Origin of the sequence: Croceicoccus pelagius, from assembly GCF_001661915.1 — a bacterium.
Lineage (GTDB): Bacteria > Pseudomonadota > Alphaproteobacteria > Sphingomonadales > Sphingomonadaceae > Croceicoccus > Croceicoccus pelagius.
In genome coordinates, this window is the sequence record NZ_LYWY01000006.1 from 78,317 (window position 1) to 90,732 (window position 12,416).

12 protein-coding genes are annotated in these 12,416 nt (G+C 62.6%); 3 read left to right on the forward strand and 9 right to left on the reverse strand.

The features are described from left to right. Positions 1–84: 84 nt before the first annotated feature. Both dprA and plsY read right to left on the reverse strand, forming a co-directional pair. Positions 85–1,185: a DNA-processing protein DprA gene (gene dprA / locus A9D15_RS00675; RefSeq protein WP_066760791.1), complete on the reverse strand. Its 1,101-nt coding sequence runs from the start codon at positions 1,183–1,185 to the stop codon at positions 85–87. 10 nt (positions 1,186–1,195) lie between these two features. After that, positions 1,196–1,789: a glycerol-3-phosphate 1-O-acyltransferase PlsY gene (gene plsY / locus A9D15_RS00680; RefSeq protein ID WP_229660347.1), complete on the reverse strand. Its 594-nt coding sequence runs from the start codon at positions 1,787–1,789 to the stop codon at positions 1,196–1,198. A 121-nt stretch (positions 1,790–1,910) separates the two neighbouring features. Between plsY and murI the strand changes: the two genes are divergently transcribed. The 3 genes from murI to A9D15_RS00695 all read left to right on the forward strand — a co-directional run bounded on the left by murI (position 1,911) and on the right by A9D15_RS00695 (position 4,930). After that, the gene (gene murI / locus A9D15_RS00685; RefSeq protein WP_066760797.1) at positions 1,911–2,741 is read left to right on the forward strand and encodes a glutamate racemase; all 831 of its coding nucleotides are present in this window, start codon (positions 1,911–1,913) and stop codon (positions 2,739–2,741) included. 309 nt (positions 2,742–3,050) lie between these two features. Continuing rightward, a complete protein-coding gene (hemA, locus tag A9D15_RS00690) occupies positions 3,051–4,265 on the forward strand; it encodes a 5-aminolevulinate synthase (protein WP_066761217.1) in 1,215 nt (404 codons plus the stop codon). Positions 4,266–4,270: 5 nt separating this feature from the next. Next, entirely contained in the window at positions 4,271–4,930 is a 660-nt protein-coding gene (locus A9D15_RS00695; protein ID WP_066760802.1) for a leucine-rich repeat domain-containing protein, read from the forward strand. On the opposite strand, the gene A9D15_RS00700 is transcribed toward A9D15_RS00695, so the two are convergent. The 7 genes from A9D15_RS00700 to A9D15_RS00735 all read right to left on the reverse strand — a co-directional run bounded on the left by A9D15_RS00700 (position 4,927) and on the right by A9D15_RS00735 (position 12,414). Beyond that, on the reverse strand, positions 4,927–5,853 hold the full coding sequence (locus A9D15_RS00700; RefSeq protein WP_066760804.1) for an NAD(P)H-dependent flavin oxidoreductase: 927 nt from the start codon (positions 5,851–5,853) through the stop codon (positions 4,927–4,929). The two genes, A9D15_RS00695 and A9D15_RS00700, sit on opposite strands and share 4 nt — an antisense overlap. Before the next feature lie 75 nt (positions 5,854–5,928). Continuing rightward, positions 5,929–6,561 carry a CPBP family intramembrane glutamic endopeptidase gene (locus A9D15_RS00705; protein WP_066760805.1) on the reverse strand — a complete coding sequence of 211 codons (633 nt, stop codon included), beginning with the start codon at positions 6,559–6,561 and terminating at the stop codon, positions 5,929–5,931. Between the two features lie 42 nt (positions 6,562–6,603). Further along, positions 6,604–7,242: a CPBP family intramembrane glutamic endopeptidase gene (locus A9D15_RS00710; RefSeq protein WP_066760807.1), complete on the reverse strand. Its 639-nt coding sequence runs from the start codon at positions 7,240–7,242 to the stop codon at positions 6,604–6,606. Positions 7,243–7,293: 51 nt separating this feature from the next. Then, on the reverse strand, positions 7,294–8,496 hold the full coding sequence (locus tag A9D15_RS00715; protein WP_066760809.1) for a type III PLP-dependent enzyme: 1,203 nt from the start codon (positions 8,494–8,496) through the stop codon (positions 7,294–7,296). A gap of 521 nt (positions 8,497–9,017) precedes the next feature. Then, positions 9,018–9,911: a helix-turn-helix domain-containing protein gene (locus A9D15_RS00725; RefSeq protein ID WP_172807427.1), complete on the reverse strand. Its 894-nt coding sequence runs from the start codon at positions 9,909–9,911 to the stop codon at positions 9,018–9,020. A 539-nt stretch (positions 9,912–10,450) separates the two neighbouring features. After that, positions 10,451–11,632 (reverse strand): carboxynorspermidine decarboxylase, encoded by a 1,182-nt coding sequence (locus tag A9D15_RS00730; RefSeq protein ID WP_066760815.1) that lies wholly within the window; start codon positions 11,630–11,632, stop codon positions 10,451–10,453. 395 nt (positions 11,633–12,027) lie between these two features. Next, entirely contained in the window at positions 12,028–12,414 is a 387-nt protein-coding gene (locus tag A9D15_RS00735; RefSeq protein WP_082924188.1) for a hypothetical protein, read from the reverse strand. Positions 12,415–12,416 lie beyond the last annotated feature (2 nt).

The window sequence follows — 12,416 nt, forward strand, 5'->3', positions numbered from 1 at the left end:
ACCTGCAAGACCCCTGCTGCCCTTGGGAAAAGATGCCATCAATGCCGCCGGAAAACCCCTTACAAATGCGGCTATCTTTATTGCTCAGGTGTTGAGAGAAACTCGCCCGCCGGCATGGCGCGCAAGCCGGCCTGCCAGTTCGAGTTCGAGCAGCGCCAGTTGTACCGCTGCCGGACTCTCCCCGCTTGCCCGCACAATGTCGTCGACCGGAACCGGGGCGGCGGAAAGCAGGCTTTCGATTTCGGCTGGGCTGTCGTCGGATGCTTCCGCCAGTTCGAAGTCCGCAAATTCGGGCCGTTCTTCCCGAAAAGTGGAGCGTGGCTGTCCGGTGAAGTCCTCAATCAATTCGATAACGTCTTCGGGCGTCTGGACAAGGATGGCCCCTTCCCGGATCAGCTGGTTGCAACCCCGCGCCCGCCCGTCGAGCGGGTTGCCGGGGATCGCCATGACCTCGCGGCCCGCTTCGCCCGCAAGGCGCGCGGTGATCAGACTTCCCGACTTGGGTGCAGCCTCGATAACGAGCGTGCCGGCAGCCAGTCCCGCGATGATGCGATTGCGGCTCGGAAAATGGCGCGCCTGCGGTTCGATGCCGGGCGGCTGTTCGGCAATCAACACGCCCTCGTTCGCGATACGCTCCTGCAAGTCGGCGTGCTGCGGGGGATAGACGACATCGATGCCGCCTGCGATCACCGCTGCGGTCGCGCCGGTGGCAAGCGCGCCTTCGTGCGCCGCTCCGTCGATCCCGCGTGCAAGGCCCGATACGACGAGCTTGCCCGCATCGGCTAGCCCCTCGCCGAACTGACGCGCCAGTTTCAGCGCGGCTGCGCTGGCGTTGCGCGCACCGACGATAGCCACCGCAGGCTGTGCCAACAGCGTGACGTCGCCGCGATAGGTTACGATCGGCGGCGCGGATGGTGTTTCGCACAGCAGCGCCGGATAGGCCGGATCGTCGTGAAACAGGTACCGTGCCCCACCTGCGCGGACCGCCGCGATCTCTTCGCGGATGGCATCGGGATGCGCGACCGTCATTCGCCGTCCTCCGCGCGCAGCCATTTCGGGCAGAGCCTCGAGCGCCGCGACGGCATTGCCGAAGCGCTGCAGCAACTGGCGGAATGTCACGGGCCCCACGTTGGGCGAACGCAACAGGCGGATGCGGGCGAAAGCCTCTTCCTGCGTCAGGCTCATGGAGGCGGGGTCAGCCCTTCTTTCTGCCGATGCGCGGTTCCTTCCCGGCGAAAAGCCTGCGGATATTGTCGCGGTGCCGCCACAGGACCACGACCGCCATCGCGGCCAGCGCAGGCGCGTAGATCTGATAACCGAGAATCTGCGCCGCGATGGGAGCTGCAATCGCCGCGCTCATGCCGCCGACAGAGGAAATACGCGTGATCGCCAGCACTCCGATCCAGACGACCGCGAAAACCGCGCCGATCGGCCAAGCCAGCCCCAGCGCCACACCCATCAGGGTCGCCACGCCCTTGCCGCCCTTGAAGCGCAGCCAGATCGGGTAACAGTGCCCGACGATGGCCGCGACGCCGGCAATCGCCTCAAGACCGGGCCAGAACGAGCGGGCGAGGAAAACGACAAGAACGCCCTTCAGAAGGTCCAGCAGCAAAGTCGCCGCGGCCAGCCCCTTGCGCCCGGTGCGCAGGACATTCGTCGCGCCCGTGCCGCCCGAACCGATCTGGTGCAGGTCGCCCGCGCCCGCCATGCGGACAAGGATCACGCCAAACGGAATCGAGCCGAGCACATAGCCCAGGATAAGGGCCGAAATCAGCGCGGTTGCAGACACTTGCAGGACTTTCCTCTCTGCCGGCACGCGGGCCGGTTGCATAAGTCGTGGGGACGCTAGCGCCCGTCTGTTTCGGGCACAAGACGCTGGAACGGCTTGCCAAGTCGGCGCGCCATCGCGCATGGCCTTTCGCCAGATGGAACGCGAAACGCAAGCGCCCGAACCCGATGCCCCCCTGCTGATTTTCGATTCAGGGGTCGGAGGGCTTTCGGTTCTGGACGCGGTTCGCAGCACACTGCCCGATGCACCGATCATCTATGCCGCCGACAACGCCGGCCTTCCCTATGGCAGCAAGAGCGAGGCGGAAATCGCCGCCCGCGTCGCGGGGCTGCTGGGCCGGATGGCCGAACGCTATCGCCCGCGCCTTGCCTGCATCGCCTGCAATACGGCAAGCACCATCGCGCTGGGCATGGTGCGAGAGGTATTGCACATCCCGATCGTCGGCACCGTCCCCGCGATCAAGCCAGCGGCCGAGATCACGCAAACCGGGACAATAGGACTGATCGGGACAGAGGCGACGATCCGACAGGAATACGTTGACAATCTTGAGGCGGAGTTCGCCCAGGGCAAGAACCTGCTGCGCCTGGCCGCGCCCGATCTTGTCGCAGCGGCAGAGGCGAAGCTGCGCGGCGAACGCGTCGATCCCGCCAGTATCGAACAGGCCGCGAGCCGTCTGACCATGATGGCCAGCGGCAACCGGATCGACGTTCTGGTGCTGGCCTGCACGCACTTCCCCCTGCTGTCGGACGAATTGCAGCAGGCTTTCGGCCCCGATGTCCGCCTGATCGACGGCGCGGCGGGAATCGCGCGGCGCATCGCTGCACTGACCGACGGCCAGCCCTTTGCCCGCAGCCGCCCCGACCGCGCCGTTTTCACGCGGGACGAACCGGATCTTGCCGGTCTGAAAAACGCTTTAGCGCAGCGCGGGATCGAGGATATCGAGATCCTTTAGGCTTTTTGCGTAGTGCTTTGGACCAATTTGACCTGACGCAAGGACGGCCTAGCCTGCTTTCGATCATAGCGGTGCGCGGTCGTCATCCGTGCCGAGGGGGCCCCGGATGGCGGCCAACCTGTTTCCGGCCCAACCGTTTTGCCGAATCTGGTCACACGCGGGCGACGACTTTGGCACGGATCGGCCAAAGTTTTTGCAAGGAGAGGCACGATGGACTATGGGCGCGATGGACGGAACGGGCTGACGGTCATTGGCCGTATCAAGCACCGCTGCGCCGCTGACCATTCGCAGGATAACGGAAGCGCGACAGTGAATTACGACCAGGTTTTCGATCAGGCTATCGAACGGCTGCATACGGAAGGCCGCTACCGCGTCTTCATCGACATCCTGCGCAACAAGGGCGCGTACCCCAACGCCCGCTGCTTTGCCGGCCACAACGGCCCGAAGCCGATCACCGTGTGGTGCTCCAACGACTATCTCGCCATGGGCCAGCACCCCAAGGTGATCGAGGCGATGGAAAACGCCCTGCACGACGTGGGTGCAGGATCGGGCGGCACTCGCAACATCGGCGGCAACACGCACTACCACATCGAGCTTGAGCACGAGCTGGCCGACCTTCACGGCAAGGAAGGCGCGCTGCTTTTCACCTCGGGCTATGTCTCGAACGACACGACGCTGACGACGCTGGGCAAACTGCTGCCGGGCTGCGTGATCTTTTCGGACGAGCTGAACCACGCCTCGATGATCGCGGGCATCCGCAATTCGGGCTGCGAAAAGCGGGTGTGGCGCCACAACGACCTTGAACATCTGGAAGAACTACTGGCCGCCGAAAACTCGGACGTGCCCAAGCTGATCGCGTTCGAGAGCGTCTATTCGATGGACGGCGACGTCGCCCCGATCCACGCGATCTGCGACCTTGCCGACAAATACAACGCGCTGACCTACATCGACGAAGTCCATGCCGTGGGCATGTACGGCGAACGCGGCGGCGGCATTTCGGAACGCGACAAGGCCGCCGACCGCATCGACATCATCGAAGGCACGCTGGGCAAGGCTTTCGGCGTCATGGGCGGCTATATCGCGGCCGACCAGAAGATCATCGACTGCGTGCGCTCCTACGCGCCGGGCTTCATCTTCACGACCTCGCTTTCGCCGGTCCTCGTCGCGGGCGTTCTCGCCAGCGTGAAGCACCTGAAGTCCAGCAGCGTCGAACGTGAAGGCCAGCAGGCCTCTGCCGCGTTCCTGAAGCAGGCGATGCGCGATGCGGGTCTTCCGGTCATGGATTCGACCACGCACATCGTTCCGCTGATGGTGGGCGATCCGGTGCGTGCGAAGAAGATCAGCGACATCCTGCTTGCCGAATACGGCGTCTATGTGCAGCCGATCAATTTCCCCACCGTGCCGCGCGGCACCGAACGCCTGCGCTTCACGCCGGGCCCGGCGCATACGCGCGAGATGATGTCCGAACTCGTCACCGCCCTTCTCGAGATCTGGGAACGGCTGGAGATCAAGCTGGCTGCCTGACGAGGATGGCTGGCCCTGACGACAAGGTCGGCATCCCGCTGGACGCCACGTCCGGCACGCACAACCGCGAGAAAAAGTCGCACGTCGGCATTTCGCGCCGCTCGAACTTGCGCGCGTTGTGGGCAGGTGCGGTCAACCAGGACTTCTTCGACGAGATCGTCCAGCTGATAAATCTCGAAGAGCTTTACATGGCCTGGCCAACGACGGCTGCGGACATTTCGGGGATCGCCGCGCTCAAAAAGCTGCGTAAGCTGCAGATCGACAGCCCGCGTAATGTTACCGACTTCACGCCGCTTACTCGCTTGCCGAAGCTGGTCGAACTCGATCTGGAGAACGCGAAGCACCTCTACGACCTGTCATGGCTGCGTCCCTTGAAGGACCGTCTGGAGGTGCTCCACCTCGACGGGTCGATCAACACGTCGCAAAAACTGAAAAGCCTCGAACCGCTAGACGGATTCGTGTTTCGCAAGTTCTGGATGACCAATGCGCGGCTTGAGGACAAGGATTTTGGCCCGCTGATCAATTGCCGCAACCTGACCGATTTCCACTGCGCGCGTTTCGCCGCCCGCAAGGAGGATTTCATGCGGCTCGCCGACGCGCGGCCCGATCTCAAATGCCAGTGGTTCGATCCCGACCTTTGGGAGCCGCCGCGCAAGTTCCGTTAGTGCAGCGCCAGCCTTGCGCGGGCAGCATCGTACTGTGCCTTTAGCGTCGCAATACGCTCTGCCACAGGCACCACGGCATCGACGGCACCAATGCCCTGACCGCTGCCCCAAATGTCCTTCCACGCCTTCGCGCCGCCGAAATCCATCGCCGAAGGATCGCTTTCGGGCAGGTTGTCGGGGTCCATGCCCGAGTTGACGATCGAACCGCGCAGGTAATTGCCGTGAATGCCGGTAAAAAGATTCGAGTAGACAATGTCCTCTGCTTTGCTGTCGACGATCATCTGCTTGTATCCGTCCGAAGCCACTGCCTCTTCTGTCGCGATCAAGGCAGAGCCGATGTACGCAAGGTCCGCACCCATGGCCTGTGCCGCCAGCACCGCAGCGCCATTGGCGATTGAGCCGGACAGGGCGAGCGGGCCGTCGAACCACTGGCGAATCTCCTGAATGAGCGCGAAGGGCGACAGAATGCCTGCGTGCCCCCCTGCCCCCGTCGCGACCGCGACAAGGCCGTCAGCGCCCTTTTGGATGGCCTTGCGGGCGAACTTGTCGTTGATCACGTCGTGAAAGACGACGCCGCCATAGGAATGGATCGCCTCGTTCACTTCCTCGCGCGCGCCGAGAGAACTGATCACGATCGGCACCTTGTACTTCACGCAAAGCGCGAGATCTTCTTCCAGCCGCACGTTTGACCGGTGCACGATGAGGTTCACCGCGAACGGCGCATCATCCCCGGTCAGTTCGTCATTCAACCGTTTCAGCCAACTTTCGAACACACCATCGCCGCGCGCATTCAGCGAGGGAAAAGACCCCACGATACCGCTGCGGCATTCGGCCAGAACCATGTCGGGCTGCGATATGATGAACATCGGTGCCGCGATCACCGGAAGACGCAGACGATCGGCAAGCAGGGGCGGCAAGGACATGTCTCGATTTTCTCCCGGTTTTTCTCGTGGCTAGCAGCGCGGATTGCCGCTCACAAGGACGCTACGGAAAGGCGATCAACCCATCCCTAGATAGATTGCCGTGATGCCGATGGCGTTGTTCGTCATGTGCGCGGCGATGCAAGGCAGCAACCTGCGCGAACACAGGACGTAGAGCGCGCCGAGGATCAGGCCGATCAGTCCGGTCGAAATCACGCCCGACCATCCCTGGTAAAGATGGGTGATACCGAAAACGGCCGCAGACAGTACGGCCAGCGGCCATGCCAGGCGCTTGCCGAAAGCGGCGCTGCCCCAACCGATCACCGCGCCACGAAAGATCACTTCCTCGACTATACCGCCGAAGATCAACCCGACTGCCAACATGACGAGATAGTTGGGCACGTTGCCCCTGACGGCGTCGAAATCGCTGAGGTCCACCGGCTCTCCGGTCAGCGCGGCGATCAGCGGTTCGACCGCAATGCTGAACCCGATGGCCGTGGCAGTGCCAACCGCCATGCCGAGCAGGATCGAGGCCGGAACCGAGCGCCAGACCAGCGCCAGCATCGGCCTGCGGCTGTTAGACAGCAAAATGAGTGCCAGCGCGACGACGAGCGCGGATACCAGCGCGCCGACACCCGGCAGCAGCAGGGCCGGCAGGAACATGCCCGCGATCAGCAGGCCGCAAACGATGCGTTCGGTCTTTGCGTTCATGGATGCCCCTCGCCCCTATTGCCGGGAGCGAGCATCGGGCCATCAGGTCGCCAAGTAAAGCGCGGTCGATCCGATGAAGTTGAAAGTCATGTGCGCCGCTATGCAGGGCAAGAGGCGTCGACCGCAAAGCAGGTAAAGCGTCCCGAGAACCAGACCCGCAAACCCTGTCACCACCGCTCCGGACACGCCATAATCCATGTGGGCGTAACCGAAGACCGCAGTCGACAGCAGCATGATGACCGGCGCAAACCCCTTGCCGAAGATCTTTGCGCCCCACCCGATCACATAGCCGCGAAACACGATCTCTTCGAGGATCGCACTGCCCAGCGCGATCAGCAGGACGAAAGCATACATGATGGGATTGCCCGCCGCCTGCTCAAGCCCGCCGACGCTGATGCCCTTGCCGAACTGCTGTTCGACGAAGGGCCGTACGAAATTGGCGATGCCCCACGCCATGCCGCTGCCAACTACAATGCCGAACAGGATCGAGACGATCCGGTTCTTCCAGACCATCGCCAGCGTCGGCGCGCGCGCACCCTTGAAGAAGACGAGTCCGATCGCCGCGAGCGCAATCGACGCGAACACACCGAAACCGGGCTGCAACGCCACGGGGACGAGCGGGAGCAGGCAGGCGATCGCCGCCAGCAGCGTGCCGGTGGCCTTTGTGGCTTTGGATGACATGGGCCGTTTCCTAAAGCGGTAAGGCTAACAGGGCCTTACCGCTTCGGAGATTCAGCGAAGCGAGACGACGTTGTCCGAAACGCGCGGATCGTCGCGGTCGCCGCGGTAAAGGCTGCTCATCGGCTCGTCCGTCACGCTCTCGACAGGACCGGAGCCGAAGCCGTTGAAACCGGTGCGCATTGCCGCGCCGTAGGCGCCCAGCATGCCGACTTCGATGTAGTCGCCAGCCTTGATGTCACCGGGCAGCGGGAACGGGCCTTCCATGAAGTCCGCATCGTCGCAGGTCGGGCCGTAGAACGAGAAATCCTCGCTCTCAACGTCGTTTCCGGCAGTGCCGTCGGCCGCGATGCGGCGGACCGGGAAGCGCCATGCCACGTGGGCGGCATCGAACAGCGCGCCATAGGCGCCGTCGTTGATGAACAGTTCGGTCCCGCGGCGCTTTTCGACGCGCACGATCATCGAATTGTATTCCGCGCACAGCGCACGGCCCGGCTCGCACCACAGCTCGGCGTTGTAGGCGATCGGCAGCGCATAGAAGTGCTGATGGATGATCTTGAAGTAGTCTTCGAGCGGCGGCGGCTCCATGCCCGGATAGACCGACGGGAAGCCCCCGCCGACGTCGATCATGTCGATGACGACCGATGCCTCGGCAATCGCGGCGCGGACACGTTCCAGCGCCTGCACGTAGGCGAACGGGCTCATCGCCTGTGAACCGACGTGGAAACATACGCCCAGCCAGTCGGCCACCTGGCGGGTCGCCTGAAGCAGCGCGGGCGCCTCGGTCAGGTCGACACCGAACTTCGATGCGAGCGAAAGCTCCGAATATTCGGACGAAACGCGCAGACGGACGCACAGGCGCAAGTCGGTTGCGCCCTTGGTGGCGCGCACGATCTTCTCCAGTTCCTCGACGGAATCGAGGCTGAAGGTCTTGCAGCCGTGATCGAAATACGCCTCTGCGATCGCACGCTCGGTCTTTACCGGGTGCATGAAGCACAGGGTCGCTTCGGGAAGGGTTTCGCGCACGAGGCGCACTTCCGCGATCGAGGCGACGTCGAAGTGCGTCACGCCCGATTCCCACTGAAGGCGCAGAAGATCGGCCGAAGGGTTGGCCTTTACCGCGTAGAGCACCTTGCCCGGAAACTTCTCGACAAAGAAACGGGCAGCGCGCCGCGCAGCGTGCGGGCGGTTCAGTATGACTGGTTCGTCCGGAGCGAGGTCGCGGACTACAGAAGCGGCGTCAGGATGGATGTGCAACTCAAGGGACCCCCAGGACAACGTGTTCAACAAGGCTGCCTTGCGGTTTGGAAGTCCCCTTGGGGCAGCGAGGGGGCGCATATAAGGCAAGGCGCGCGAACTGCAAGCCAAAAGTGACCGGAAAGCCTGTGATTTCGGATGACAAAACGATGACATCTGCACGCTTTCCGCTGCGGCTCTGGCCCTGCAGCATGACCATCATACGGACCGGGGCAAGCGTGTGTTCCGCGGCCTGCCACGGGTTGTGGCATTCATGCGGCGGGTCGGGAAGAAAAGATCAGAATTGGACGTTCGGAACTTCGTAAAAAACGCCCTTCCGACTTTCGCCGAGCCGATGAGGTCCGCGTGCAAGAACATCCGCAGGGTGGTTCACGAACGCGAAGTGCTTGTCGCGATCGAAAGTGGCGATGCGTTCGAGGGCGGGTCGATCGACCCATCGGAGATAAGCAAATGATCGCCAGGACATTTGGGCAGTTATCCTCGCTTTCAGGGGTCGCCCGTTCGCTGGACGAAGCTGCGCGCTAGCCCTTCAGTCCGTTCGAAGTCGCCCCGCGCGAAAATGCGCCGACCGACGACATGAACAGCCGTCCGCCCGCCGCAGCGGCATCAGGACCGATGTTCTGGTACGCGAGGCTCTTCAGTTCCTCCTCGCTCAGCGGTTGCAGCGGGTCGGGCTGCGTCTCGATGATTTCGCGCAAACGCGCATCGTCCTTTTCGCGGTCGCCCGAAAGGTCGCCCACCCGCTCGATCACGATGGGAAGCGCGGCAGGCGTGCGCGCCGGATCAAGCGCGGACAGCAGCAGGATGCCGTCCATCGACATTGCGCGCGGCAAGGTAACGCCCTTCATCAGGACGATCAGAGGCGTGCGACCAACCGGGTCGAACAGGAATACGTAAAGGTTGCCTGCCATCGGGAAGAGCCAGCCCTCGAACTTTAGGCCCGAGCCTTCCATCGAAACCTCGATCATGCCGTTGTCTGTCAGGCGGAAGATGCCGTAGTCGTGAAACAATTGGGTAGGCATCAGCACGGACGGGCGCGTCGTGCGCCAGAAGCCGGTGTAGGTTTCCGCGCGGAAGGCAATCTCTGATTCGGATGCCTCGACAATTTTGGCGAAGGGGCCTTCGGCGCGCATTTCGGGGCCCGAAGGCACACCGGCGCGGTAGGCGATGCCGATACGATCGGCGAGAACGGTCTGGTCCTCGTACCAGTCCGCCAGCGTCAGCATCGGGAAGGTTTCCTGGAACACCGCGGTCAGCTTCGCGAGGTTGTGTTCGCCCGGATGGATGCTCCCCTTGACCCAGCGGCCGACCAGCGACTTGTCCACCCCGACCTGCTGCGCAAGCGCAACCCTGCTCAGCGACGAAGCCTTGAGCAGCATATCCAGCTTGGAGGAAAGGTCGACAACCCGTTTCATGACAGGCTTCATCTAACGATTTTACGCAAAATGCAACCGGGTTGCATAAAAGTTGCATTGCGATGCGCCGCTTGGTGCAACTCCCCCCAAGTCCCGTTTTGGCGCAGTTTCAGCACGTTCCGTAGCTGGTTGGGGGATTGGCTACGTCTGGCATGACCGGATTTCGACCCCCCGTAGAAAGGGTCGCAAGAACGCCAAAACGGTGGTTGTATGGGAAGTCTCCGTTCTTTCCATCAGCCACCACTGGCCATGGCGTCCGTTCCAACGCCCGTGGCCGATCGGCAGGTGATGCACTGCGCATACGCGAAGCCTTCGGACTCCCGTCTGGTCCGGCTTCGCGCCCTGCCGGCCTTGGATTGGCGCGAGCGATCCGGGGCATGGACCTGGTTGGTCGCACCAGAGCCGTTTGTCCGGACGGCGTTTGATGGAGCGATATAGAGCCAAAGCGGCATTGTCCGAGCCGCTGTCCGTGCTTCAGATCGCTCCGCCAATTTTTCGTCTCAGCATCGACTCCACCGCCGCGCGCGGCCGCGCCGCGATCAACTCAGCCGGTCGCGGAACGCGTCGTATCCGAAGCCCTTGATCTTTTCGAGCATGCCGGTCTCGCTGTCCCACAGCCAGATCGAGGGCAGCGGCACGCCGTTGAAGGTGTTGGTTTTCACCATCGAATAGTGCGCCTGGTCCAGGAACGCGAAACGCGCGCCCGGCTCGGGCTTGAACGGCAGGCGGTAGTCACCGATGACATCACCCGCAAGGCACGATGGCCCGCCCAGCCTTACCGGTTCCACGCCCGATTCCTCGGGAAGTTCGCCCAGCATGGCGGGGCGATAGGGCGCCTCGATCACGTCGGGCATGTGGCAAGTCGCTGAAACGTCGGTGATGCCCAGCGGCATCCCGTTCCAGTGCGTGTCGAGCAGCGTGCCGACGAGGATACCGGCGTCGAGCGCAACTGCCTCGCCCGGCTCCATGTAGATTTCGCAGCCCGTCATGTCGCGAACGTCGATCAGGAACCGGACGAGTTCGTCGCGCTGGTAATCGCTGCGCGTGATGTGGTGTCCGCCGCCGAAATTCAGCCATTTCAGGTCGGGAATGACGCCCTCGATCCACGGCAGCAGAGACTCCCACGTGCGCTTCAGCGGTTCGAAATCCTGCTCGCAAAGCGTGTGGAAGTGCAGGCCGTCGATGCCTTCCAGATGCTCCTCGGTTACCTGATCGATCGGGAAGCCCAGCCGCGAATGCGGAGCGCAAGGATCGTAGCGGGGTACTTCGCCCTCGGCATGCATCGGGTTGATGCGCAGGCCGACATCGAAGGATTCACCGCGATTGCGGGCAAGCTCGATGTACTCCTTGAACCGTTCGTGCTGCATCGGCGTGTTGAAGATGACATGGTCGGAGAGGCGCAGAATCTCCTCCATGTCCTCATCCTTGTAGGCCGCGCAGTAAGTTGCGATCTCGCCGTCGTAATGCTCCGCCGCCAGAAGCGCTTCCCACAAGCCCGAGGTGCAGACACCGTCGAGATATTCGCCGATCGTGGGCGCGACCGACCACATCGAGAACGCCTTCAGCGCCGAGAGCACCTTGATGCCCGCCCGGTCGCGAATATCGGCCAGCACACGCAAGTTGTCGCGCAGCTTGGCCGCGTCCACGACGAAGGCCGGGCTGTCGACAAGGGTAAGGTCGAAGCGCGCAAATGCGCCGGGATCGCCCGCGCGAGTTTCCATCTTCAATTTACCTTTTCAAACCTTTGTACGCGTGAACGATCGACGGGTTGGACGTCGAACGAAAGTGTTCCGCCTTCCACCAACAGCGGGATGTACTCTGCTTCATCGATGAATTGCAGCCGACAAAGTCCACTGTCGTCGATGTATCGCAGAGTGCTAGAAACCACGAGGTTCGTCACACCCTTCATCCTTGCGACATCGAACTCGATGCCTTCCCTTCGAACAGGAGATGGTCGGCATTCACAAAGACCGAACCACAAAACTGATTTTCGTAACGCCCTTGAAACGCCAGTTCGGCATCAGAAACTTCGACAGATTGGCCGCCACACGCTGCAAGCGTGGCTCCTGAGAGCACCAGTGCGAGGGCCCGTATAGCCGTCATCGAATACAATTTCTCAATCGACGCAGATCGCCCGAACGAGCTTGCCGTCAACGACTTCGGCATAGCACCCGAACAGCGCATCATCGGCCTGACAGGTGCCGACGACTTCGCCGTCCGGCCCGTCATCGGGCGCGGCGACGCATTTGCCGTCACACTGCTGGTTGTCGGTGCACTGCTTGCCCGCGTCGGCATAGGGATGGACGCACATAAGCGTATTAGCCCTGCCGCGCCGGTCCAGAAATCCGCCTGCGGCAGTGCACGCATCACTGTCGATCGAGATTGATGAACTTGTCAGCGCATCGGGCGCGACCACCTCACCCGTCGATTCCGGTTCGTCGGCAACAACCTGCGTACAGGCCGCGCCAAGTAGCAGAAGCGGGGTAAGAAAAAGCGCGCGCATGC